Annotated in this window: 19 protein-coding genes and 3 tRNA genes; 12 read left to right on the top strand and 10 right to left on the bottom strand. The window is 71.7% G+C overall.

Translation table 11 applies throughout. The features are described 5' to 3' along the window. Nucleotides 1–15 precede the first annotated feature (15 nt). Complete coding sequence (locus tag ABEA82_RS01850) at nt 16–699, bottom strand: SanA/YdcF family protein (RefSeq protein WP_345659543.1); 684 nt, start codon at nt 697–699, stop codon at nt 16–18. A 213-nt stretch (nt 700–912) separates the two neighbouring features. On the opposite strand from ABEA82_RS01850, the gene ABEA82_RS01845 reads away from it, so the two are divergent. The 5 genes from ABEA82_RS01845 to ABEA82_RS01825 all read left to right on the top strand — a co-directional run bounded on the left by ABEA82_RS01845 (nt 913) and on the right by ABEA82_RS01825 (nt 7,841). Further along, complete coding sequence (locus tag ABEA82_RS01845; RefSeq protein ID WP_345659542.1) at nt 913–1,683, top strand: sirohydrochlorin chelatase; 771 nt, start codon at nt 913–915, stop codon at nt 1,681–1,683. A 125-nt stretch (nt 1,684–1,808) separates the two neighbouring features. Then, nucleotides 1,809–3,086, top strand: a complete 1,278-nt coding sequence (locus ABEA82_RS01840; RefSeq protein WP_345659541.1) for a deoxyguanosinetriphosphate triphosphohydrolase — start codon at nt 1,809–1,811, stop codon at nt 3,084–3,086. Nucleotides 3,087–3,220: 134 nt separating this feature from the next. Then, on the top strand, nt 3,221–4,486 hold the full coding sequence (locus tag ABEA82_RS01835) for an NAD(P)/FAD-dependent oxidoreductase (RefSeq protein ID WP_345659540.1): 1,266 nt from the start codon (nt 3,221–3,223) through the stop codon (nt 4,484–4,486). A gap of 38 nt (nt 4,487–4,524) precedes the next feature. Next, the gene (gene dnaG / locus ABEA82_RS01830) at nt 4,525–6,444 is read left to right on the top strand and encodes a DNA primase (RefSeq protein WP_345659539.1); all 1,920 of its coding nucleotides are present in this window, start codon (nt 4,525–4,527) and stop codon (nt 6,442–6,444) included. 86 nt (nt 6,445–6,530) lie between these two features. Then, entirely contained in the window at nt 6,531–7,841 is a 1,311-nt protein-coding gene (locus ABEA82_RS01825; RefSeq protein WP_345659538.1) for an RNA polymerase sigma factor, read from the top strand. A gap of 156 nt (nt 7,842–7,997) precedes the next feature. Here the strand turns inward: ABEA82_RS01825 and ABEA82_RS01820 are convergent, their stop codons facing one another. From ABEA82_RS01820 to ABEA82_RS01805, 4 genes are all read right to left on the bottom strand, one after another. Beyond that, nucleotides 7,998–9,926 (bottom strand): ABC transporter ATP-binding protein, encoded by a 1,929-nt coding sequence (locus ABEA82_RS01820; RefSeq protein WP_345659537.1) that lies wholly within the window; start codon nt 9,924–9,926, stop codon nt 7,998–8,000. Further along, entirely contained in the window at nt 9,926–11,659 is a 1,734-nt protein-coding gene (locus tag ABEA82_RS01815) for an ABC transporter ATP-binding protein (protein ID WP_345659536.1), read from the bottom strand. The genes ABEA82_RS01820 and ABEA82_RS01815 overlap by 1 nt, the downstream gene beginning before the upstream one ends. A 144-nt stretch (nt 11,660–11,803) precedes the next feature. Further along, nucleotides 11,804–13,258 carry a xylulokinase gene (locus tag ABEA82_RS01810; RefSeq protein WP_345659535.1) on the bottom strand — a complete coding sequence of 485 codons (1,455 nt, stop codon included), beginning with the start codon at nt 13,256–13,258 and terminating at the stop codon, nt 11,804–11,806. A gap of 154 nt (nt 13,259–13,412) precedes the next feature. Then, on the bottom strand, nt 13,413–13,718 hold the full coding sequence (locus ABEA82_RS01805) for a YtxH domain-containing protein (protein WP_345659534.1): 306 nt from the start codon (nt 13,716–13,718) through the stop codon (nt 13,413–13,415). Nucleotides 13,719–13,876: 158 nt separating this feature from the next. Between ABEA82_RS01805 and ABEA82_RS01800 the strand changes: the two genes are divergently transcribed. The 3 genes from ABEA82_RS01800 to ABEA82_RS01790 all read left to right on the top strand — a co-directional run bounded on the left by ABEA82_RS01800 (nt 13,877) and on the right by ABEA82_RS01790 (nt 14,293). Then, nucleotides 13,877–13,949, top strand: a tRNA-Asn gene (locus tag ABEA82_RS01800). A gap of 5 nt (nt 13,950–13,954) precedes the next feature. Further along, nucleotides 13,955–14,027 (top strand) — tRNA-Asn (locus tag ABEA82_RS01795). 189 nt (nt 14,028–14,216) lie between these two features. Continuing rightward, nucleotides 14,217–14,293, top strand: a tRNA-Ile gene (locus tag ABEA82_RS01790). 437 nt (nt 14,294–14,730) lie between these two features. On the opposite strand, the gene ABEA82_RS01785 is transcribed toward ABEA82_RS01790, so the two are convergent. Together ABEA82_RS01785 and ABEA82_RS01780 are read right to left on the bottom strand one after the other, a co-directional pair. Beyond that, complete coding sequence (locus tag ABEA82_RS01785) at nt 14,731–14,934, bottom strand: hypothetical protein (protein ID WP_345659533.1); 204 nt, start codon at nt 14,932–14,934, stop codon at nt 14,731–14,733. A gap of 51 nt (nt 14,935–14,985) precedes the next feature. Next, nucleotides 14,986–16,209, bottom strand: coding sequence for a cytochrome P450 (locus ABEA82_RS01780; RefSeq protein WP_345659532.1), 1,224 nt, complete (start codon nt 16,207–16,209; stop codon nt 14,986–14,988). 313 nt (nt 16,210–16,522) lie between these two features. Between ABEA82_RS01780 and ABEA82_RS01775 the strand changes: the two genes are divergently transcribed. Both ABEA82_RS01775 and ABEA82_RS01770 read left to right on the top strand, forming a co-directional pair. Next, the gene (locus tag ABEA82_RS01775; protein ID WP_345659531.1) at nt 16,523–17,461 is read left to right on the top strand and encodes an amidohydrolase family protein; all 939 of its coding nucleotides are present in this window, start codon (nt 16,523–16,525) and stop codon (nt 17,459–17,461) included. Nucleotides 17,462–17,493: 32 nt separating this feature from the next. Continuing rightward, complete coding sequence (locus tag ABEA82_RS01770) at nt 17,494–18,327, top strand: alpha/beta fold hydrolase (protein ID WP_345659530.1); 834 nt, start codon at nt 17,494–17,496, stop codon at nt 18,325–18,327. 26 nt (nt 18,328–18,353) lie between these two features. Here the strand turns inward: ABEA82_RS01770 and ABEA82_RS01765 are convergent, their stop codons facing one another. Both ABEA82_RS01765 and ABEA82_RS01760 read right to left on the bottom strand, forming a co-directional pair. Continuing rightward, nucleotides 18,354–18,827 (bottom strand): hypothetical protein, encoded by a 474-nt coding sequence (locus tag ABEA82_RS01765; RefSeq protein WP_345659529.1) that lies wholly within the window; start codon nt 18,825–18,827, stop codon nt 18,354–18,356. Then, nucleotides 18,817–19,287, bottom strand: a complete 471-nt coding sequence (locus ABEA82_RS01760; protein WP_345659528.1) for a copper-binding protein — start codon at nt 19,285–19,287, stop codon at nt 18,817–18,819. Before ABEA82_RS01760 ends, ABEA82_RS01765 begins: the two co-directional genes overlap by 11 nt. A 163-nt stretch (nt 19,288–19,450) precedes the next feature. Here ABEA82_RS01760 and ABEA82_RS01755 point away from each other — a divergent pair, with 163 nt between their 5' ends. Continuing rightward, nucleotides 19,451–19,996 (top strand): RNA polymerase sigma factor, encoded by a 546-nt coding sequence (locus ABEA82_RS01755; RefSeq protein WP_345659527.1) that lies wholly within the window; start codon nt 19,451–19,453, stop codon nt 19,994–19,996. 5 nt (nt 19,997–20,001) lie between these two features. Then, nucleotides 20,002–20,673 (top strand): hypothetical protein, encoded by a 672-nt coding sequence (locus tag ABEA82_RS01750; protein ID WP_345660101.1) that lies wholly within the window; start codon nt 20,002–20,004, stop codon nt 20,671–20,673. Nucleotides 20,674–21,069: 396 nt separating this feature from the next. Here ABEA82_RS01750 and uppS read toward each other — a convergent pair whose 3' ends face one another. Then, nucleotides 21,070–22,824, bottom strand: a complete 1,755-nt coding sequence (gene uppS / locus ABEA82_RS01745; protein ID WP_345659526.1) for a polyprenyl diphosphate synthase — start codon at nt 22,822–22,824, stop codon at nt 21,070–21,072. Nucleotides 22,825–22,856 lie beyond the last annotated feature (32 nt).

Here is a 22,856-nt window from a genome sequence, read left to right as displayed (position 1 = left end):
CGCCACCGTGCCTGGTCAGGGCACGGCCAACGCCCGCTCCACACCCGGCTCCTGAGGCCCGAGGAACCGTGGATCCGGCCGGAACACCGCGTCCAGAGCGGCCTTCCCGGCGGCCAGGATCTCCCGGGCACCCCCGTAGTACCAGGTCGCGTCGTGCACGGCGTCCACCCCCACCCCGTACGACTCGACCCCCGCGGCCTGACACAGTGCCACCGCCCGCCGGATGTGGAACCCCTGGCTGATCAGCACGGCCTCGTCCACGCCGAAGATCTTCTTCGCGCGCACGCACGAGTCCCAGGTGTCGAACCCCGCGTAGTCACTGACGATCCGCCGGTCGGGCACTCCGTGCCGGGTCAGATACGCGCGCATCGCGTCCGGCTCGTCGTAGTCCTCGCGGCTGTTGTCCCCGGTGACGAGCACCACCTCGACTCGCCCCTCCCGGTACAGTCCGGCCGCCGCGTCCAGCCGGTGCGCGAGGTACGGCGAGGGCTCCCCGTCCCACAGCCCGGCACCGAACACCACGGCGACATCGGTACGCGGCACCTCCGCCGCCGTCCGCAGCCGGTCACCCGCCACCACGTACATCCAGGCCGCCGGAAGCAGCGCGAGCACACACGCGCCCATCACGGCCTGCACGAGCCGCCGCTGCCCCTTCCGGGTACGCGGCAGCCTCGGTCTGCGGAACTTCGGACGGCGCATCGGACGGTCCCTCCCCAGGACGGCTCTCGACATTCGAGGACGCCTGTTCGGACCCTCCGGTTCACCCCACGGCAGGTGACCAGCTTCACGCGAAACCCCGAAACCCCAGTTCAAAGGCGCTCACACCGACCCTGTCCCACACGGTGAACAGCCGGAAAACACCCGTGACCCCCACGCAACGGGCAGGCAACGTGGTGCCGCGACCATCGATCCATGCCCAGCCAGCTCAGCCTCGTCCCGCCGGCCGCCCCACGTCGCCCGGCGCCGCCCGCCCTCGTCGTCGTGGCGCACGGCAGCCGCGACCCACGCGCGCTGAGCACGGTCCGCGCCCTCCTCGACCGGGTCCGCGCGCTGCGCCCCGGCCTGCCGGTGCACCTGGGGCACATCGAACTCAACGCCCCGCTGCTCCCCGACACGCTCGCCGCCCTCGGGGACACGGAAGCGGTCCTCGTCCCGCTCCTCCTCAGCCGCGGCTACCACGTCAAGCAGGACATCCCCGAGATGGCCGCGGCCGCGCGGGCCCGCACCCGCGTGGCGGCCCCCCTGGGCCCGCACCCCCACCTCGTGGACGCCCTCGAGGCCCGCCTGACGGAGGCCGGCTGGGGCGGAACGCCCCGCCGCACCAGCGCGGTGGTCCTCGCCGCGGCGGGCTCCCGCGACCCGGACTCCAAGGCCGACACCGCCCGCACGGCCCACCTCCTGGCCGCCCGCCTCGGCGTCCCGGTCGTCCCGGCCTACGCCTCCGCCGCGACCCCGACGGTCGAAACGGCCGTCCGCACGCTCCTGGCAAGGGGCCGGCGCCACATAGCCCTGGCGTCCTACTTCACGGCCCCCGGCCGCTTCGCCACGGAGTGCGCCCAGCAGGCCCCCTGGATAGCGGCGGCCCCCCTCGGCACGCACCCGTCGATGGCCCACCTCCTCCTCCACCGCTACGACGAGGCCCTGGCGACGTCACCCGCTGCCCGGGAACTGGCCTCGGCGTGACGCCCTGAAGGGGCGCGGGGCTGTCTCCCTGTGCGGCTCCGCCGCGTGGGCGCGACCAGCCACAACCCACCCGCACCCGCCCGAAATGGGAACCCGGCACACGCAGACGCGCTTACTGTCGTCACATGGACGGCACCGCACAGAACCCCCCGGCCTACGACCCGACGTCAGTCGACCGCTGGGCCCAAGAGCCAGACAAACGCCCCGGCCGCACCGCCTTCCAGCGCGACCGGGCCCGGGTCCTCCACTCCGCCGCCCTCCGCCGCCTCGCCGGCAAGACCCAGGTGGTGACGCCCGGCACCCTGGGCCCGGCCTGGGACGCCAGCCCCCGCACCCGCCTCACCCACTCCCTCGAATGCGCCCAGGTCGGCCGCGAGCTCGGCGCGGCCCTCGGCTGTGACCCGGACCTCGTGGAAGCCGCCTGCCTCTCCCACGACCTCGGCCACCCGCCCTTCGGCCACAACGGCGAGCAGGCCCTCAACGAGTTCGCGGCCGACTGCGGCGGCTTCGAGGGCAACGCCCAGTCCCTGAGGCTCCTCACCCGCATCGAACCCAAACGGTTCACCCCGGAGGGCTCCGTCGGCCTCAACCTCACCCGTGCCGCCCTCGACGCCGCCACGAAGTACCCCTGGCCCCGCGGCGCCCACCCCACCGACCCGGCATCACCCAAATTCGGTGTCTACGAGGACGACCGCCCCGTCTTCGACTGGGTCCGCAAGGACGCCCCCGGCACCCGCACCTGCTTCGAGGCGCAGGTCATGGACTGGTCCGACGACGTGGCCTACTCGGTGCACGACGTGGAGGACGGCCTGCACGCCGGCCACATCGACCCGGACTGCCTGCACGCCGACCCCGAACGGCAGGAGGTCTTCCAGGTCGCCCTCGGCCGCTACGTACCGGCGGACACCGACCCCGCCGAGCTCGCCGAGGCCCTGGACCGGCTCCTCGCCGAGGAGTGGTGGCCGCACGGCTACGACGGCACCGCCGTGGCCCAGGCCCGCCTGAAGGATGCCACCAGCCAGCTCATCGGCCGCTTCTGCCTGGCCGCCGAGACCGCGACCCGCACTGCCTACGGCGCCGGACGGCTCACCCGGTACGCCGCCGAACTGGTCGTCCCGCGCGGGACCCGGATGGAGTGCGCCGTCCTCAAGGCGGTCGCCGACCGGTACGTCATGCAGCGCGATGAGCAGGAAGTCCTGCGCGCCGACCAGCGAGTCGTCGTCGCCGGCCTTGCCGAGGCGCTCACCGCCCGCGCGCCGGAGGGTCTGGACCCGCAGTTCCGCGCCCTGTTCGAGCAGGCGGGCGACGACCGCTCCCGCAAACGGGTGATCGTCGACCAGATCGCCTCCCTCACCGACACCTCGGCCCGCTCGCTTCACGCCCGTCTGACGGGGCAGGCATGAGACTGACGCGACACGGGGGGCGCGAGTGCCCCCGAAGGTGACCCTCCGTGGCCTGATCGGGTCACTCCCTCTTCCCGCATCACGCTCCGTGCGGGACGCTCGCAAGTGGCGACACCCTTACGAGGAGGCATCAAGTGGTCGACGCGGATCAGACATTCGTCATCGTCGGAGGCGGACTGGCAGGCGCCAAGGCGGCCGAGACGCTCCGCGCGGAGGGCTTCACCGGCCGCGTGATACTGATCTGCGACGAACGCGACCACCCCTACGAGCGCCCACCGCTGTCCAAGGGCTACCTCCTCGGCAAGGAGGAACGCGACAGCGTCTTCGTGCACGAGCCCGCCTGGTACGCGGCCCACGACATCGAGCTCCACCTCGGCCAGACCGTCGACGCGATCGACCGCACGGCGAAGACGGTCCGCTTCGGCGAGGACGGCACCGTCGTCCGCTACGACAAGCTGCTCCTGGCCACCGGCGCCGAGCCGCGCCGCCTCGACATCCCGGGCACGGACCTGGCCGGAGTGCACCACCTGCGCCGCCTCGCCCACGCCGAGCGCCTCAAACACGTCCTGACCAACCTCGGCCGCGACAACGGCCACCTCGTGATCGCCGGCGCCGGCTGGATCGGCCTGGAGGTCGCGGCGGCGGCCCGCGAGTACGGCGCTGAGGTCACCGTCGTCGAGCACGGGCCGACCCCGCTGCACGGTGTGCTGGGCCCGGAGCTCGGCGGGCTCTTCGCCGAACTGCACCGTGGGCACGGAGTGCGTTTCCACTTCGGCAGGCGGCTGACGGAGATCGTCGGCCAGGACGGCATGGTCCTCGCGGCCCGCACCGACGACGGCGAGGAGCACCCCGCGCACGACGTCCTGGCCGCGATCGGCGCGGCCCCGCGGGTCGCTCTCGCGGAGGCGGCCGGGCTGGAGATCGCCGACCGGGCGCAGGGCGGTGGCGTCGTGGTCGACGAGCGGCTGCGCACCTCCGACCCCGACATCTACGCGGCCGGCGACGTGGCCTCCTTCCACCACGCCCTGTTCGACACGAGCCTGCGGGTGGAGCACTGGGCCAACGCGCTGAACGGCGGACCGGCCGCGGCGCGCGCCATGCTGGACCACGACGTGACCTACGACCGGGTGCCCTACTTCTTCTCCGACCAGTACGACCTGGGCATGGAGTACTCCGGCTGGGCACCGGCGGGCACCTACGACCAGGTGGTGATCCGCGGCGACGCCGGCAAGCGCGAGTTCATCGCGTTCTGGGTGAAGGACGGCCGGGTGCTGGCCGGGATGAACGTGAACGTGTGGGATGTCACGGACAAGATCCAGCGCCTGATCCGCTCCGGGGCCCAGGTGAACACGGAGTCGCTGGCGGACCCGCACGTCCCGCTGGAGAGCCTCGCCTCATAGCCGTCAGGACTGTCGGCGGGCCACCGTAGAATTCACGCGTGGCAGGACGGATCAACGACGAGGACGTGAAGGCGGTACGGGACGCGGTCCCGATCGACGCCGTGGTGTCCGAGTACCTCCAGCTGCGCAACGCGGGCGGCGGCAACCTCAAGGGGCTCTGCCCGTTCCACGACGAGAAGTCGCCCTCCTTCCAGGTCAGCCCCAGCAAGGGCCTGTTCCACTGCTTCGGCTGCCAGGAGGGTGGCGACACCCTCACGTTCGTGATGAAGATCGACCACCTCTCCTTCTCGGAGGCGGTCGAGCGCCTGGCCGGCCAGGCGGGCATCACCCTGCGTTACGAGGAGGGCGGCTACAACCCCTCCCACCAGCGCGGCGAACGCATCCGCCTGGTCGAGGCCCACAAGATCGCCGCGGAGTGGTACGCGGAACAGCTCGCCATGTCCCCCGAGGCGGACACCGGCCGGGTCTTCCTCGCCGAGCGCGGGTTCGACCAGGCGGCCGCCGTCCACTTCGGTGTCGGCTACAGCCCCCAGGGCTGGGACCACCTCACGCGCTATCTGCGCGGCAAGGGCTTCACCGACAAGGAGCTCCTCCTCTCCGGTCTCGCCCAGGAAGGCCGCCGCGGCCCCATCGACCGCTTCCGGGGCCGTCTGATGTGGCCCATCCGCGACATCGGCGGCGACGTCGTCGGCTTCGGCGCCCGCAAGCTGTACGAGGCGGACAACGGCCCCAAGTACCTCAACACCCCCGACACGGCGATCTACAAGAAGTCCCAGGTCCTCTACGGCATCGACCTGGCGAAGAAGGACATCGCCAAGGCGTCCCGCGCGGTCGTCGTCGAGGGCTACACGGACGTCATGGCCTGCCACCTCGCCGGCGTCACCACCGCCATCGCCACCTGCGGCACCGCCTTCGGCGGCGAGCACATCAAGATCCTCCGCCGGCTCCTCATGGACAACGGCTCGGCCCGCGTCATCTTCACCTTCGACGGCGACGCGGCCGGCCAGAAGGCGGCCCTGCGCGCCTTCGAGGACGACCAGAAGTTCGCCGCCGAGACCTACATCGCCATCGCCCCCGAGGGCATGGACCCCTGCGACCTGCGCCTCGCCAAGGGCGACGAAGCGGTGGCCGACCTGGTCGAACCCCGCACCCCGCTCTTCGAGTTCGCGCTGCGCCAGATCGTGAGCCGCTACGACCTCGACACCCCGGCGGGCCGCGCCGCCGCCCTGGACGAGGCGGCCCCCGTCGTCGCCCGCATCAAGAACAGCGGCGCCCAGCACGAGGTCGCCGTCCAGCTCGCCGGCATGCTCGGCATCCTCGACACCCAGTTCGTGGTCAAGCGCGTGGCCCAGCTGGCCCGCTGGGCCCGTGAACGCGGCGGCAAGGGCCCGGCCCCGGACCGGCACCAGCACGCCGCACAGCAGTACGCCGCCCAGTCGTCCGCCGCCCCCCGCGGCCCGGCCCTCAACCTCCGCAACCCCGTCTACGCCACCGAACGAGAACTCCTCAAACTCGCCCTCCAGCGCCCCGAGCTGGTCTCCCCGGCCTTCGACGCGTACGGCATCGACGAGTTCACCGCCCCGCCCTACGCCGCCGTACGCCAGGCCATCCTCGACGCGGGGGGCTGCGAACCGGGCGTGGAGGACCCCCAGGGCTACCTGGTCAAGGTCCGCGAGGCCGCCCCCGACGACGCGGTCCGCGCGATGGTCACGGAACTGGCCGTCGAGGCGATCCTGCTGCACAAGGGCACGAAGGGGGTCGACGAGGTCTACGCGGGCGCCCAGTTGGTCACCGTCCGCCGCCGCGCCGTCGAACGCCGCATCCGCGACATCCAGAGCCAGCTCACCCGCCTCGGCACCCACGGCGACCCGGCCCAGCTGGCCGCCGTGCAGAACGAACTCTGGGTCCTCCAGCAGTACGACCAGACCCTCCGGGTGCACGGCGCCGCCGCGCTCTGACGTCACCGCGCGGTCACGGACCGGACGCAAAAAGTCATCGCACGCCCCTCGTGGGGACTGTGTGTCTTCCCCCACACTGGGTTGCGGTGCCTGAGTCCTCGGAGCGCGGCCGATCCGTCACCGGCGGGTCCCACACCCCCGCGGTTCCGCTCATCGCGTACGGGACGGACAGCGGCGAGGCCGCCGACTCCGCTCCCGAAGTACCGCTGCCGCCCCCCTTGGCAGCGATCATCCTGGAGGTCGCCCCCGTGCAGACCCAGACCCTCACCCAGACCGCCGTCAGTGCCGCCGCCGACGCCGGCGACCCCGCGCCGGACCCGGAGGCCGACGTCCTCTCCGCCGTCCCGGCCCAGAGCCGCGCCGTGCTCCACCCCGAGACGGAAGGCGAGGCGGAACCGGAGCCGAAGGAGCCGCCGGCCGGGACCGTCGAGACGGCCGAACCCCCCGAGGCCGTCGAACCCCCACCGGCCCGACCCGACACCAGCGGCCCCTCCTCGGACCTCTTCCGCCAGTACCTGCGGGAGATCGGCCGCATCCCCCTGCTGACCGCCGCCGAGGAGGTCGAACTCGCCCGCCGTGTCGAGGCCGGCCTGTTCGCCGAGGAGAAACTGCGGCTCACCCCCGATCTGGACAGCCAGTTGGCGGTGGACCTCGACCGGCTCGTCGTCATGGGCCGGATGGCCAAGCGCCGGCTCATCGAGGCCAACCTGCGGCTCGTCGTCTCCGTCGCCAAGCGCTACGTGGGGCGCGGCCTGACCATGCTGGACCTCGTCCAGGAGGGCAACCTCGGGCTCATCCGGGCCGTCGAGAAGTTCGACTACGCCCGCGGCTACAAGTTCTCCACCTACGCCACCTGGTGGATCCGCCAGGCCATGTCCCGCGCCCTGGCCGACCAGGCCCGCACCATCCGGGTCCCGGTCCACGTCGTGGAGCTCATCAACCGCGTCGTCCGCGTCCAGCGCCGCATGCTCCAGGAACGGGGCTACGAGCCGACCCCCGAGGAGGTCGCCGCACACCTGGAACTGCCCCCGGAGCGGGTCGGCGAGGTGCTGCGGCTCGCCCAGGAGCCGGTGTCGCTGCACGCGCCCGTGGGCGAGGAGGACGATGTCGCGCTGGGCGACCTCATAGAGGACGGCGACGCGACATCGCCCGTCGAGTCGGCGGCGTTCCTGCTGCTCAGGGAGCACCTGGAGGCGGTCCTGTCGACCCTGGGGGAGCGGGAGCGGAAGGTCGTCCAACTCCGCTACGGCCTGGCGGACGGCCGCCCCCGCACGCTGGAGGAGATAGGCAGGATCTTCGGCGTGACGAGGGAACGCATCCGTCAGATCGAGTCGAAGACCCTGAACAAACTCCGCGACCACGCCTTCGCGGACCAGCTGAGGGGCTACCTGGACTGACGCCGTCCGCGGGCCCGGTGGGGGCTGGTCGCGCAGTTCCCCGCGCCCCTTGGGTGCGTGCGGCTGACGCCCCTTCAGGGGCGCGGGGAACTGCGCGATCCGCCCCCACCGGATCCGCAGCCGCCCACGACGCCCCATGGCACCCCGGAACGCGACTCAGTCGACCTCCGCCACGGCCTGCGCGAACTGTGCCTTGTACAGCCGCGCATAAGCCCCGTCCGCCGCCAGCAACTCCTCGTGCGCCCCCTGCTCCACGATCGCCCCGTTCTCCATTACCAGAATCGCGTCCGCGTCCCGGATCGTCGACAGCCGGTGCGCGATGACGAACGACGTACGCCCGTGCGCGAGCTTCGCCATGGCCTTCTGGATGAGCACCTCGGTACGGGTGTCGACCGAACTCGTCGCCTCGTCCAGCACCAGAATCACCGGGTCCGACAGAAACGCCCGGGCGATCGTGATCAGCTGCTTCTCACCCGCGCTGACCCCCGTTCCCTCGTCGTCGATCACCGTGTCGTACCCGTCCGGCAGCGTCCGCACGAACCGGTCCGCGTGCGCCGCCCGGGCCGCCTCCTCGATCTCGCCCCGGGTCACCTCACGGGACGCCCCGTACGCGATGTTCTCCGCGATCGTCCCGCCGAACAGCCACGTGTCCTGCAACACCATGCCGATCCCGGCCCGCAGTTCGTCCCGGGACATCCGCGCGATGTCGACCCCGTCGAGGGTGATACGCCCGCCGGTGACGTCGTAGAACCGCATCAGCAGGTTCACCAGCGTCGTCTTGCCCGCGCCCGTCGGGCCGACGATGGCCACCGTGTGCCCGGGCTCGACCTTCAGCGACAGGTCCTCGATCAGCGGCTTCTCGGGGTCGTACCGGAACGACACGTTCTCCAGCGCCACCTGCCCGCGCAACTCCTCGGGCCGCACACCCGGCACCGGGTCCGCGCTCTGCTCCTCCGCGTCCAGCAGCTCGAAGACCCGCTCCGCCGAGGCGACACCCGACTGCACCAGGTTCGCCATGGACGCGACCTGCGTCAGCGGCATGGAGAACTGCCGCGAGTACTGGATGAAGGCCTGCACATCGCCGATGGACAGCGAGCCGGAGGCGACCCGCAGCCCGCCGACGACCGCCACCAGCACGTAGTTCAGGTTCGACACGAACATCATCAGCGGCTGCATGACCCCGCTGTTGAACTGCGCCTTGAACCCGGCCTCGTACAGCGCCTCGTTCTGCTCGGCGAACTGCTGAGCCGACTCCTCCTGTCGCCCGAACACCTTCACCAGGGTGTGCCCGGTGTACATCTCCTCGATGTGCGCGTTGAGCTTGCCCGTCGTACGCCACTGCTGCACGAAGTGCGGCTGCGACCGCTTGCCCACACGCGTGGCGACGACGAACGACAGCGGCACGGTCACCAGCGCGACCAGCGCCAGGACCCAGGAGACCCAGAACATCATCGCGAGGACACCGATGATGGTCAGCACCGAGTTGATGAGCTGCCCCATCGACTGCTGGAGCGTCTGCCCGATGTTGTCGATGTCGTTGGTCGCCCGCGACAGCACCTCACCGCGCTGGCGCTTGTCGAAGTACGACAGCGGCAGCCGCGACAGCTTCGTCTGCACGTCCTCGCGCATCCGGAACATGGTCCGGTTCACGGCCCGGTTGACCAGGCGCGTCGCCACCGCCATCAGGAGCCCGGCCACCGTGAACACGCCCAGCGCGAGCAGCAGCACATGCCCGACGGCGGTGAAGTCGATGCCCTCGCCCGGGGTGAAGTCGGTGCTGCGCAGCATGTCGGCGACGTCACCGTCCCCGCGCTGCCGCATGGAGTCGAGGACCTGCTCCTTGCTCGCCCCCTCCGGCATGCCCCGCCCGACGATCCCCGCGAAGACCAGGTCGGTCGCCTTGCCGAGGATCTTCGGCCCGACGACGCTGAGGCCGACGCTCAGCACCACGCACAGCAGCAGCACGTAGATGGTCAGCCGCTCCGGCCGGAACTGCGCGACGAGCCGTTTGCCGGACCCCTTGAAGTCCAGTGAGCGCTGGTCGGGGCCGCCCCCGGCCATCATCCGCCCCATCGGACCGGCCATCAGGCAGCCTCCGCTTCCGTGAGCTGGGAGAGCACGATCTCCCGGTAGGTCTCGTTGTCCGCCATCAGCTCGTGGTGCCGTCCGGTGCCGACGACCCGGCCCTCGTCGAGGACGACGATCCGGTCGGCGTCCCGGATGGTCGCCACCCGCTGGGCGACGATCACCACGGTCGCCTCCGCGGTCTCCTCCGCGAGCGCGGCCCGCAGCGCCGCGTCCGTGGCGTAGTCGAGCGCGGAGAACGAGTCGTCGAAGAGGTAGATCTCGGGCCGCTGCACCAGGGTGCGGGCGATCGCGAGGCGCTGCCGCTGACCACCGGAGACGTTCGTCCCGCCCTGCGCGATCGGCGCGTCGAGACCGCCCTCCAGCCGCTCCACGAAGTCCTTGCCCTGCGCCACCTCCAGCGCGTGCCACAGCTCCTCGTCGGTGGCGTCCGGTTTGCCGTACCGCAGGTTGGTCGCCACCGTGCCCGCGAAGAGGTACGGCTTCTGCGGCACCAGCCCGACGGTCCTCGCGAGCAGCCGCGGATCGATGTCCGCCACCTCGACACCGTCCACGAGCACCTGCCCGTCGGTCACGTCGAACAGCCGCGGGACCAGCCCCAGCAGCGTCGACTTGCCGCTGCCGGTCGAGCCGATGACGGCGGTCGTCTCGCCCGGCCGGGCCACGAGGTCCACGGCCCGCAGCACCGGCTCCTCGGCACCCGGGTAGCGGAAGCCCGCCCCGCGGATCTCCAGATGCCCGTGCCGGCGCAGCTCCGTGACGGGCGCGGACGGCGGCACGACGCTGGAGGAGGTGTCCAGCACTTCGCTGATGCGCTCGGCGCACACCTCCGCGCGCGGCACCATCATGAACATGAAGGTGGCCATCATCACGGACATGACGATCTGCATCAGATAGGCGAGGAACGCGGTCAGGTCGCCGATCTGCATCCCGCCGCTGTCGATCCGGTGCGCACCGAACCACACCACGGCGATCGACGACAGGTTCACCACCGTCATGACGATCGGGAACATCAGCGCGAGCAGGTTGCCGGTGCCCAGCGCGAAGTCCGTGAGGTCGGTGTTGGCCTTCCGGAAGCGCTGCTGCTCGTACTCGTCGCGGACGAAGGCACGGATCACCCGGTTGCCGGTGATCTGCTCGCGCAGCACCCGGTTCACCGTGTCCAGCCGCTCCTGCATGGCCCGGAACAGCGGCCGCAGCCGCCGCACGATCAGCGTCACGCAGATGCCCAGCACCGGCACGACCGCCACCAGGACGCCCGACAGCGGCACGTCCAGCCCGAGCGCCAGCACGATGCCGCCCACGCACATGATCGGCGCCGACACCATCAGCGTGAACGTCATCAGCGCCAGCATCTGCACCTGCTGGACGTCGTTCGTCGTACGGGTGATCAGCGACGGAGCCCCGAAGTGACCGACCTCACGCGCGGAGAACGACTGCACCCGGTCGAACACGGCGGCGCGCACGTCCCGCCCGAGCGCCGACGCCGTACGGGCGCCGTAGTACACGGCACCGATGTTGCACACGACCTGGGTCAGCGAGATGCCGATCATCAGGCCGCCGTAGCCGAGGATGTAGCCGGTGTCCCCGTTCACGACACCCCGGTCGATGATGTCCGCGTTCAGCGTGGGCAGGTAGAGCGTGGCGCAGGTCTGCAGGAACTGCAGCAGCACCAGCAGGGTGATGGGTCTCTTGTAGGGCCTGAGATAGGTCCGCAGAAGTCGTATGAGCACGCTGCTTCTCTCGGAGTGGGCGACGGGGCGGTTGGTTGCCCTTGGCCCCTATCGTCGAACACTCCACCCGCGTTACCTCAACCGAATTAACCCAACAGGCGGTCAAAAGGCCCCAGGAGCGCACCGGATCTCCCTGACCGACCGCTACGGCCGCAGAGCCCCCGGGTGCGTCTGCTCCCGCACCGACACGAACTGCTGGCGCACCGCCTGCCCCACGGCCAGTTCGTCCCCGGGCTCCAGTACCTGCGCGACCGCTCCCTGCCAGGTCGGCGGGTTCCGCGAGTCCAGCGTGCCCTGGGACACCCCGAGCGCCCAGGCGGCCTGCCGGGCGGCGCCGATCGCCGCGTAGTCGGCCGGCTGGGGCACGACGACCTGCGTCCCGAACAGCGACGGCGCGGCGGCCTGCACGGCGGGCAGTTCGGCGGCCGGTCCGAGCAGGAACACCCGCCGTACCTCCACGCCCCGGCCGCGCAGCACGTCCAGGGCGTCCGCGAGCCCGCACAGCATGCCCTCGAACGCGGCCCGCGCCAGATGCTCCGGCTTCATCGACTCGCGCCGCAGCCCCGCCAGGGTCCCGGCGGTGTGCGGCAGGTTCGGTGTCCGCTCACCCTCCAGATAGGGCAGCAGCACCAGGCCGTGCGATCCCGGCGTGGACTTCATCGCCAGGTCGGACAGACTCTCCAGATCGGGCAGCCCCAGCAGCTCGGCGGCCCCGCGCAGCGTCCGTACGGCGTTCAGCGTGGTGACGACGGGCAGGTGCATGCCGGTCGCGTCCGCGAGCGCGGTGATCATCCCGGAGCCGTCGACGAGCGCCTCGGGGTGCACGGCCATCACGGAACCGGACGCGCCCAGCGACACGACCGCGTCCCCGAGGCCGATGCCCAGTCCGAACGCCGCCGCCATGGTCTCGCCGGTCCCGACGGAGATCAGCAGCCCTTCCGGCGTCGTACCGGCCGCGTCCGCCGGGCCGATCACCTCCGGCAGCATCACCTGGTGCCCGAGCGCCAGCTCGACGAGGTCGGGCCGGTAGGCGCCGGTCGCCGCCGACCAGTACCCGGTGCCGGACGCCCCGCCCCGGTCGGTCGTTCTGCGCACCGGCCGGCCCAGCAACTGCCACACCAGCCAGTCGTGCGCCTGGAGGAGGATCGCCGTGCGCTGCGCGTTCTCGGGCTCGGTCCGGGCCAGCCAGCGCAGCTTCGTCACCGGCTGCGCGGCCTGCGGCACACACCCCACGGCCTGCGCCCACGCCTCGCGCCCGCCGAGCGCGTCGACCAGATCGGCCGCGGCGACCTGCGTCCGCTTGTCGCCGCCGACCATCGCCGGACGCACGGTGTTCCCCTGTGCGTCCAGCGGCACCACGGCGTTCTGCTGCGCCGACACGCCGATCGCCTGCACGCCCTCGAGCAGGCCGCCGCCGGCGGCCTCGCCGAGGGACAGCAGCCACGCCTGAGGGTCGACGTCGGACGGCCGGCCGCCGCCCTCGGGGCTCTCCACCGGATGCGGTGCATATCCCTGCCTGAGCACGGCTCCGGAGTCCGTGTCACAGACGACGATACGAGTGAAATCGGGTGAACTGTCCAACCCGGCGACTATCCCCATGGCCAAAATTCTGCCGCACACTCCGCTTGGGTTGAGCAGGGGAGACTGTGAGGGGTGTGCGCCGAGTCCCGGGTGCGGCCGCGTCGTGGCTGGTCGCGCAGTTCCCCGCGCCCCTGAAAGGTCAGGGGCGCGCCCCGCGCCTGAGAAGGAACTGTTACGTGTTGCTGGTGCCCCAGTCGTCCTCGCCGCCGTTGTGGGTGGCTCGGTCGCGGAGGTGGCGGACGCGGTCTGCCACCGAGTCGGGGACTCGGTCGCCGACCTTGTCGCTCACCACGTGGTACGCCTTGCCCGCGAACTCACGGCCCTGGTGGGCGGCGGTCTCCGCGGTGTTGCGGACGGCGGGGTTCTGTGCGAACTGCTGGGCTGTCTTCTTCAGCTGCTCGTAGCGCTCGCGTCCGGCCCTCGTGCCCAGCACGTAACCCAGGACGACTCCGGCGACGAACGTGAGCCGGTAACGCATGCGGCCACCCTTTCCTTGCGTAGGTCTCCGGTGCGGCGTCGGCGCCGGGGAGTACCGATTGGCAAAGCACCCCCCTGCTTGCGCTAATGTATGTGTCGCAGCGAGCGCGCGCCCCCTGGCGGATACCCAGGTAGGTACGTTCGATGCAAACGAGACCTTCCTCGGTAGCTCAATTGGCAGAGCAGCCGGCTGTTAACCGGCAGGTTACTGGTTCGAGTCCAGTCCGGGGAGCTCGGTCCTCCGTAGCTCAATTGGCAGAGCAGCCGGCTGTTAACCGGCAGGTTACTGGTTCGAGTCCAGTCGGGGGAGCATGGTGAACGAGGGCCCCAACCGGGGTCCTTTTTCATGTCTGTTCCGAGCTCCTGGGAACCGCGCGGCACCAGGCGCAGTCCTCATGGTCACGAAGGCCGTGCGAAGCCGCCCAGCCGAAGCAGGAGATCGTATGAGCGGCTATGCTGCGGCAGACGGCGCGCACACATGTACGCGACACGCCGCTATGGGGCGGTAGCTCAGCCGGTTAGAGCAGCGGACTCATAATCCGTCGGCCGTGGGTTCGAGTCCCACCCGCCCCACCATGCAGGTCTCTGACCTGCGGAAACGTGGATCGCTGGTCTGCTGCCCTCACCGACATCCTGCGGGACCCACGCCCCCGGAGGCGCCGTCCGCTGGGCTGAGAGGACTGCGCGTTGCCTGCGTGGCGACCATGATGCTCGGCGGGCGGCTGATCGCGAACCGCGACGTGGTCACATGACCGGCCCGTCCCACGTTGGACAAGATCAGGCACCGGCGTGGATGTACGCGGCCCACAGGGAGGGAGTGCGGGTCAGGTTCAGGCCATCGGGGCGGCCGCGGCCGGCGCGGACGGCTCGTACCGCCGTGTGGAGTGCGTGGGCGGCCCGGCTGGTGTCCGAGGCGCCCCAGCCCTGAGCCGGGAGTGAAACCTGTCGGCTACCGTGACGGCCATGCCGTCGTCGATCTCCCAGAGGGCGCCGATGACCGGACTGCGAGTCGATCACCCGGCACTCGGCTCGGCATCCCGGCCCAGCACCTCCCGGACCTTGGCGCGCAGCCGGTAGCGATGGTGGCCGGGGCTCCACAGCCGCCAGCCGGACCGCCAGCGCTCTCCTTCCGCACTAGCTGACGGTGGGTAACGGAACCAGGAGACGCGGTCCGACACCAGCCGGTGCCCCAGGCGGCGGCGCCACGCGGAGACCATGAGTCGCTCAACCGGCCATCGGTCAGCGAGGCTTGCGTGGCGCTGCCGTGATCACTCGAAGACGGGGGTGAAGGCAACGTTCAGGCGGGTGAGCCCGCGGAAGTTGAGGCTGCGCTGCCACTGAGGCGCAATGCCGTCGAGCCTCAGGTCGGGAAGCCGGGTGAGGAGTGCCTCCAGGACGACAGCGCCCTCCAGCCGGGCCAGCGCCGCGCCGAGGCAGAAGTGCGGCCCGTATCCGAAGGCGACGTGCCGCCGATCAGGCCGTTGGAAGTCCAGCACGTCCGGATCGGGGAAAGCGGCCGGATCCCGGTTGGCGGCACCACACACGAGGAGCACCACCTGCCCGGCAGCGATGGAGCGACCCGCCAGGTCCAGGTCGTGCCGCGCCCGGCGCAGCATCAGTTGCACCGGGCTGTCGTAGCGCAGGAGTTCCTCGACCGCAGCGGGGATCAGGTCGGTCCGCCGGCGCAGTTGATCGGCTGCCTGGGGGTGGCGCAGCAGGGCGAGAGCGGCGTTGCCGATGAAGTGGGTGGTGGTCTCATGGCCGGCGATCAGGAGCAGGGCGCAGTTGGCGAGGAGTTCGTCGAAGTCCTGGTCGGTACTCTCGGCCCGCGTGGTCAACAGTGCGCGCAGGGTGTGGGGGGCGGGCGGGGAGTCCTGGCTGGTGAGGAGTTCCCGGAGGTAGGCGAGCATGCGTGCCATGCTCTGCGAGGCGGCACGGCTGTCATCGGCGTCGAGTCTGGAACTGCCGATGGCCGCGGCGATCGGGTCGGACCAGGAAGACAAGGCGGGTCGGTCCTGTTCCGGCACATCCAGGAGGTCGCAGATGATGGTCAGGGGCAGGGGGCGGGCGAGCTCCGCGACGATGTCCAACCGCCCGGTCGGCGCCGCACGGGTGATGATCTCCTCGACAGCCCCGGAGATCCGGTCGCGGAGCGTCGCTACTGCCCGGGGGGTGAAGGCTCTGCTGAGCAGGGCTCGCAGCCGGGAGTGGTCAGGGGCATCGCTGTAGAGCATCTGCCGACTCAGGACCCGGGCCAGCGGCCGTAGTTCCTCGGAGACGGCCCCGATGTCGGGATAGCGCACCGAGGAGAACCGCGGGTCGCCGGCGGCGCTGCTGACCACTGCATGGCTGGTCGCGATCCAGGCATCCAGGCGGGGGTCCCAGAAGAGGTCGTCGGCGCTCCGTAGCTCCTTGTAGAAGTCGTAGAGGCGCTCTTGGGTCCGGGGCCTCAGGGCGGACAGCAGGGACGCGGGCGAAGCATGGGTGTGCATCGGCCCAAGCTAGCGCCGCAGCGGAATGTATCTGTCTGATGGTAATTTTCGGCCCCTACCTCGTGCCACGGTGATATAGGACATCGAGCGCTCCCCAGCAGGAACGTTCTCACCTGTGTCGGAGCCGGATTCCTCGCCACGCCGCTCCGGGTTGGCCCGCTCGGGTGATTCCCCGCCGGGCGGCACCCGCTGTCCGGGGCCGGAGCGCGCCGTTCACCTCCGCCGCCCCTCCCCACGGGGTACCTCCGGAATGCGGGCTGCCACGCCGCAGCCTCGCTCACCGCATCCCGTACCCGAGGAGGCTCGGACAGACATGCCGGACGCCGCGCGCATCGACGTACACCAACACCTGATCCCACCGGACCTCAGCCGTGCGATGGCCGAGCGGGCCGAGGCCCTCGGCTGGCCCGCTCCCGCGTGGGACGTTCAGAGCGCGATCGCGATGATGGACCGCAGATCGATCGCCACCGGTCTGCTGTCCTTCCCCGCGCCGGTCGCGGCTCCGGACGACCCCGCCGGTGCCCGCGCCGGCGCCCGGAGCGTGAACGAGTGCACCGCCGAAGTCGTCAAGGACCGGCCCGACCGCTTCGGTCACTTCGCCGTCCTCCCGCTGCCCGACGTGGACGCCGCACTCGACGAGGCCGCCCACGCACTGGACGAGCTGAACGCCGACGGGCTGATCGTCCTCTCCAACGTGCACGGCCGTTATCTCGGCGACCCGGCGTTGGAACCGCTCTGGGCCGAGCTGGACGCCCGCGCCGCTGTCGTCCTCGTCCACCCCACCGCGCCGCCGGTCGCGCCGGTCCCCGGACTGCCCAGCCCTCTGGTGGACTTCCCCTACGACACCGTCCGCACGGCCCTCCACCTGGCACTGAACGGGGTGCCGGGACGATACCCACGGATCAAGATGATCCTTCCCCACGCCGGCGGCTTCCTGCCGTATGCCGCCCACCGCTTCGCGGTCGCCGCCCGGCTCCACCCGGGCTCCACCCCCGAGGGCCTGCTGAGCGACCTCCGGCGCTTCTACTTCGACACCGCCATCTCCGCCGGCCCGGCCGCGCTGCCCTCACTGCTCGCCTTCGCCGAGCCCGGACACGTCCTGTACGGCAGCGACTTCCCCATGCTTCCCGAGGACTGGGCCACCGGATTCGACAGCGGGCTGGACACGTACCCGGACTGGGAACCCGGGCAGCTCCACGCCGTCAACCGGGGCAACGCCGAACTCCTCGTCCCTCGGCTCGCCCGGTCCTGACACCGCCCTTCACCGTGGATCGGAGCCCTGCCGTGCGCAGTGACGTGTTCGAGACCGACGGAGCGCTGCTCCACCACGAAGTGCGCGGCAGCGGGCCCGCCCTGCTGATGATCAGTGGGGCGGGAGGGGACGCCGGGTACTACTCGGGTGTCGCCGAGGAGCTGGCCGACGCCTTCACCGTGATCACCTACGACCGGCGAGGCAACTCCCGCAGCACAGGCCGCTCCGCCGAACCGATGGACCTCGCTCAGCAGGCGGCCGACGCTCGCGCACTGATCGAGTCCGTGGCGGGCGGACGCGCGCTCGTGTTCGGCAACAGCGCAGGCGCGATCATCGGGCTCACGCTGGCCGCGTCGCACCCGCAGGTGCTGACCGGTCTGGTCGCGCACGAGCCACCGGCCGTGAACGTCCTGCCCGACGGCGATCCCGACCGCTCTTTCTTCGACGACATGGCCGCGCTGTACGCCGAGGGCGGAGGTTCGGCGGCGGGACGCCGGTTCGCGGCGACGACGCGTGGCGAGGGGACGTACCGCTGGCCCGACGACCTCTGGAAACGGTTCCTGGGAAACCAGGACCACCTGTTCGGCACGGAGTGGCCCGGCTTCGCCGGCTTCCTTCCCGACGAAGCCGCGCTGAAGGCCGCGCCGTTCCCGATGGTGCTGGGCGCGGGCGCCGCCGACCGGGGCGCGTACTACGCGCGGCCCTCCGTCGAGATCGCCCGCCGGATCGGTGTGCCGTGGGTGGAGTTCCCCGGTATCCACATGGAGTTCCTGCGCAATCCGGCGATCTTCGCGGCGGCTCTGCGGGTGCTGGCGACACAGATGCTGAGCCGGGAGGGCCGGGTGCCGGAGGAGTGGGCGCGGTAGCGGGCGCAGCCGCTGTACAAGATCGGCTACTTCCTGAGGTCTTCGTGCTCGGGCGTGGAGCGCGTGCGGTCCTGTCGAGGGCGGTGGCGGTGGTGGTGCTCGCCGGGGGAGCGGTGGCGGAGGGCGGCCACCGCCAGGACGGTCAGGACGGCCGTACCCGCCGTCTCGACGTACAGGGTCGGGCGGACCAGCTCCGCGTCGATCGACTCGGTGAAGTCGAACAGGCCGGTGGTGAGGCTCAGGATCAGTGCGCCCAGAGTGCCGGCCGTGAACAGTGCGGTGACGGCGGCGACCGGGCCGAGCCGGCGCACGGGGGTGACAAGCAGCGCCACGGCGAGCAGGATGCCGACGACGCCGTTGAGCAGGAAGAGCGGGCCGATGGTGGCGAGGCCCCGGTAGCCCTCGGCCCACAGGCGCAGATGGATCGCGGCCATCGCCGCCGTCAGGCCCGCGCCGGCCAGACGCAGGACGAGCCGGGCGGCCGTCTCCCTAGTAGCCATTGTTCTGGGAGGTGTTGCCGCCGGACGATGCCGGGGCTCCGCCGACGGTGATGCTCGTCTTCATGCCCAGGTCCTTGTGTCCGTCGACCGGGCAGTAGACCTCGTACGAGCCGGACTTCAGCGTCACCGTGAGCGTCGTGGACTGCCCCGGGTCCAGCGTCTTGCTGCGGTTCTCGCCGCCGGGACCCTCGATCTCCAGGGCGTGTTCGTGCTGGCCCATGTTCTTCGCGGTGAAGGTGTACTGACCGGGCTGGAACTTCCCCGTCGAGAGCGCGATGTGGAAGTCGGTCAGCTCCGCCGTGACCGGGGTCCCCGAGGTGGTGGACTTCGGCGGGGGCGAGGTCGTGGTGCCACCGGCGCTGCTGCCGTTGCCACCGCCTCCACAGGCGGCGAGCAGGGCGGTCAGGCCGCCTGCGGCGACGCCGAGGAGCACGCGTTGGCGGGTGTGCGGGATGGTCATGAATCGGTCCTCCGGATCGTCCCCCCGCAAGAGATACGGAGCTGACGGGACGAGGGATTGCGGACCGCGGGATCGCGCGGGCGGAGAATGGGGGTGAGGCAATCCAATCCGGGCGGCGGAACGTATCCCTGGTGTGCGGCGCATGGGCCTTTCCCACGGGCGGATGCCTGACGAGGCACTGCTCACCGGTCTGACGACGGGCGATCCCGAGCTCGCCGTCGCGTTCGTACGCCGTTTCCAGCGCACGGTGTTCGGCGTGGCCCTCGCCGTCCTCGGCGACCCCCAACTCGCCGAGGACGTCGCTCAGCAGACGTTCGAGCGGGCCTGGCGGCACGCACAGGTGTACGACTCCCGGCGCGGCTCCGTACGGGCCTGGCTGACGGCCATCGCGCACAACCTCGCGATCGACACGGTACGGGCCCGGCGGGCGAGCCCGGCCGACCCGGAGGACCTGGACGAACTGCTCGGCATCGTCACCGAGACGCCCGAGCGGCGAGCGCTCGCCGACGACAGCGCGGAGCGGGTCCGTCGAGCGGTGGCGGCACTGCCCCGGGAGCAGGCGCGGGCCCTGGTGATGGCCGGGATCTACGGGATGACGGCGCGGGAGGTCGCGGACGCCGAGGACGTTCCACTGGGCACGGCGAAGACCCGGATCCGGACCGGGACGCTCAAGATACGAGCCCTCCTCGAGGCGGAGGAGAAGCGGTGAGCGCCATGGAGTGCGAGCGGCTGCGGGAACTGGACGCCGAACTGGCGCTCGGTGTCCTGCCGGCCCGCGAGCGGGCCGAGGCGGTCGCCCACCTGGACCGCTGCCCGGACTGCCGGGAGCACGTCGAGCGGCTGACAGCGGTCGGCGACGGTCTGCTCGCGCTGCTGCCGGGCGCCGATCCACCGGTCGGTTTCGAGAGCCGGGTCGTACGGGCCCTGGGCGCGACACCCGCGCCGAAGCCCCACAGGCGCCGGCTGCGGCTGGCGGCGGCCGCTGTCGCCACGGCCCTGGCCTGTGGTTTCGGCGGATGGGCGGTCGGTACGGCGATCGAGGGCACGCCGCCGGCGGCCTCGCAGCGGACGGACGACCGCATCCGGGAGGCGGCCCTGGTCTCCGACGGCCATGAGATCGGCCGCATCTTCGCTCATGCCGGGGGCGAGGGCTGGGTGTACATGTCCGTCGACCTCGACGAAGCCGGCCGGGGCCCGGTGCGGTGTCTGCTCGTACACGCCGACGGGTCGACGGCCTCGGTGGGTTCGTTCCCGCTCAAGGGCGGTTACGGATCCTGGGGGGCACCGGCCGAGGTCGATCCGGCGACGGTGACCGGCGCCCGTCTGGTGGCCCCGGACGGGAGCGTCCTGGCCACGGCGCACTTCCCGGCGAGCGCGGCACGGTGATCACCGGTCCGACGCCCCGGAGAGCCCATCGGAGAGGCGGCGGCCGAACACTCTCATCGTGGTGCCGTCCATGAAGGACCCGTTCGGCCACGGGACATCGGACCTTGGCTGCCGCCCCGCAACGGCTACATCCCGCTGCACCACACGATCTACTTCGGCGGTCACGGAACCAGCCAGGCGCTGATCAACCTGTTCATCTACCTAGTGCCGCGGCAGGCAACGTTTGCCCGTCAAGGAGCGGCGTCCGGTGCGTGCTCTCGGCGTGCCGGCCGGAAGTCCTCGTACTGGACGTACTTGGGCTTTCGGCCGGTGCGGCGAGTGGGGGTACCCCCTGCTCGAAGAGCTTGGGGGAGCGTGCCGGGCGTCGCGACGGGGCGAACGTTGCCTGTCGGGGCACTAGGCGTCGCCGGCCTCATCCTCGCCGTCCACCGGAGCGGTGCCGAGGCGGCGTTGGCGGTGGGTGTACGTGGTGATGGCCTGCCACAGGTGGCGGCGGTCGACGTCCGGCCAGAGCTCCGGGGTGAAGTGCAGCTCCGCGTAGGCCGTGTGCCAGGGCAGGAAGTTGGAGGTCCGCTGCTCGTTGCCGGTGCGCCAGAGCAGGTCGACGTCCGGCATGTCGGGGTGGGGCAGGTGGCGGGCGAAGTCCTCCTCGGTGATGAGGTCGGGATCCAGCCGGCCGGCCCGGGCCCGGCGGGCGAGGGCGGCGGCGGTGCGGGTGAGCTCGTCACGGCCGCCGTAGTCGATGCACATCGTCAGCGTGAGGCCGGTGCGGGTGCGGGTGGTGCGCTCCCGCAGGTGCAGGAGGTCGACCAGGTCGGGCGGCAGACGGCGGGATCGGCCGTGCCAGCGCAGCCGGACGTCGAGTTCGCGGAACGGGTCGTCCGCCACCTCGCGGCGCAGCAGGCCGAGGATCGCGTCGACCTCCTGCGCGCCGCGGTTCCAGTTCTCGGTGGAGAACGTGTAGAGCGTCAGGTGCCGCAGACCGATGTCCAGGGCGCCGTGCACCACCTCGCGGACGGCGGCGGCGCCGGCGCGGTGGCCCTCGTACCGGGGCAGACCGCGCCGCTGGGCCCAGCGGCCGTTGCCGTCCATGATCACGGCGACGTGGGTGGGGAGCTGCCCCGGGGGGATCGACGGGGGCCGCAGGCCGGTGGGGTGGGGCGGTGGGGGACGGAGCACCGTGGTGAGGGCCGGGCGGTCGGCCGGGGGAGGGACGGCTTGGCCGGCGCGCCGGGCGGGTGGCACCGTCAGCGGGGTCAGGCTCCAGGCCAGGGCGGCGCGCACCCGGGCGGGGGCGAGGATCCGGGCCCGGGCCGGGAACGCCGGCCGGGGCGGGCGCCGGAGCAGGGCCGGACCGGCGGTGCCGATGGCGTCCAGCTGGGCGCGCAGCAGGGCGGCCATGGTGTCGAGGACGGTGGCCGGGCCGGGGTGCATGCCGCGGCCGAGGCCGTCCTGGGTCACCCACTGGCGGGCCAGTCCGGTCAGGTGGGTGACCAGGGCGGCGACGGCGGGGCTCCAGCGCCGGTGGGCCAGGTCCTCCGCAGCCCCCGGGAAGGGCCGCACGGCCTCGTCGGGCAGGAGCAGGTCGCCCTGGGCGAGGTCCGCGGACAGGTCGGTGAGGATGTCGGTGAGCCGGACGCCGTCGAGGAACTCCTCGTAGGTCTCCCGGGTGTCCAGGCGGAGGGCCACGGGCACACCGGCCCGGTCGAAGAGGGTGCGGACCTGGCCGAACCAGGGCAGCAGGTTGTCCCGGCCCCAGGTGCGCCACGCGGCCCAGTCGTCGAAGCGCCTGCCGCGGGTGTCGTCCCGCACCTGGGCCAGGGCGCCGTGCAGTTCGGACAGGTCCAGCCGCCAGCGGGCCGTGGTGTCCAGCAGGGCGTGGCGGACGGGGTCAGGGCTCGTGCCGGTGGGCAGTTCACGGCGCAGCGCGCTGATCCACTCCTCGACCCGGGCGGCGCGTTCCGCCGCGGGCGCGGTGCGGTCGTCGCCCAGGTCGTCGAGCGCGTTGGCCGCCGCCCACAGGGCCCAGCAGGCCGGACGCAGCGCCGAGGGCACCAGCTGGATCAGCGCGTACTCCGCCGGATCCTGCTCCCGGGTCCGGCGCCGGCACAGCCCGTAGGCCGCCCGCAGCGCCGGGTCGTCGCCGATCACCGCCCCTGCGGTGGTCGCTCGTCGGTCTGCCG

The organism is Streptomyces venetus, from assembly GCF_039540295.1.
Taxonomy (GTDB): Bacteria; Actinomycetota; Actinomycetes; order Streptomycetales; family Streptomycetaceae; genus Streptomyces; species Streptomyces venetus.
Note: the sequence above shows the minus strand (reverse complement) of the source record. Positions and strands in the feature narration are given on the sequence as shown.

What these genes read in the sequence shown, in the direction of transcription:
- ABEA82_RS01850 (WP_345659543.1), bottom strand. Translation starts at nt 699, where the DNA reads ATGCGCCGTCCGAAGTTCCGCAGACCGAGGCTGCCGCGTACCCGGAAG.
- ABEA82_RS01780 (WP_345659532.1), bottom strand. Translation starts at nt 16,209, where the DNA reads ATGCACACCCATGCTTCGCCCGCGTCCCTGCTGTCCGCCCTGAGGCCC.
- ABEA82_RS01760 (WP_345659528.1), bottom strand. Translation starts at nt 19,287, where the DNA reads ATGACCATCCCGCACACCCGCCAACGCGTGCTCCTCGGCGTCGCCGCA.
- ABEA82_RS01840 (WP_345659541.1), top strand. Translation starts at nt 1,809, where the DNA reads ATGGACGGCACCGCACAGAACCCCCCGGCCTACGACCCGACGTCAGTC.
- ABEA82_RS01785 (WP_345659533.1), bottom strand. Translation starts at nt 14,934, where the DNA reads ATGGTCTCCGCGTGGCGCCGCCGCCTGGGGCACCGGCTGGTGTCGGAC.
- ABEA82_RS01820 (WP_345659537.1), bottom strand. Translation starts at nt 9,926, where the DNA reads ATGGCCGGTCCGATGGGGCGGATGATGGCCGGGGGCGGCCCCGACCAG.
- ABEA82_RS01805 (WP_345659534.1), bottom strand. Translation starts at nt 13,718, where the DNA reads ATGCGTTACCGGCTCACGTTCGTCGCCGGAGTCGTCCTGGGTTACGTG.
- ABEA82_RS01755 (WP_345659527.1), top strand. Translation starts at nt 19,451, where the DNA reads ATGCCTGACGAGGCACTGCTCACCGGTCTGACGACGGGCGATCCCGAG.
- ABEA82_RS01775 (WP_345659531.1), top strand. Translation starts at nt 16,523, where the DNA reads ATGCCGGACGCCGCGCGCATCGACGTACACCAACACCTGATCCCACCG.
- ABEA82_RS01810 (WP_345659535.1), bottom strand. Translation starts at nt 13,258, where the DNA reads ATGGGGATAGTCGCCGGGTTGGACAGTTCACCCGATTTCACTCGTATC.
- ABEA82_RS01765 (WP_345659529.1), bottom strand. Translation starts at nt 18,827, where the DNA reads ATGGCTACTAGGGAGACGGCCGCCCGGCTCGTCCTGCGTCTGGCCGGC.
- ABEA82_RS01845 (WP_345659542.1), top strand. Translation starts at nt 913, where the DNA reads ATGCCCAGCCAGCTCAGCCTCGTCCCGCCGGCCGCCCCACGTCGCCCG.
- ABEA82_RS01750 (WP_345660101.1), top strand. Translation starts at nt 20,002, where the DNA reads ATGGAGTGCGAGCGGCTGCGGGAACTGGACGCCGAACTGGCGCTCGGT.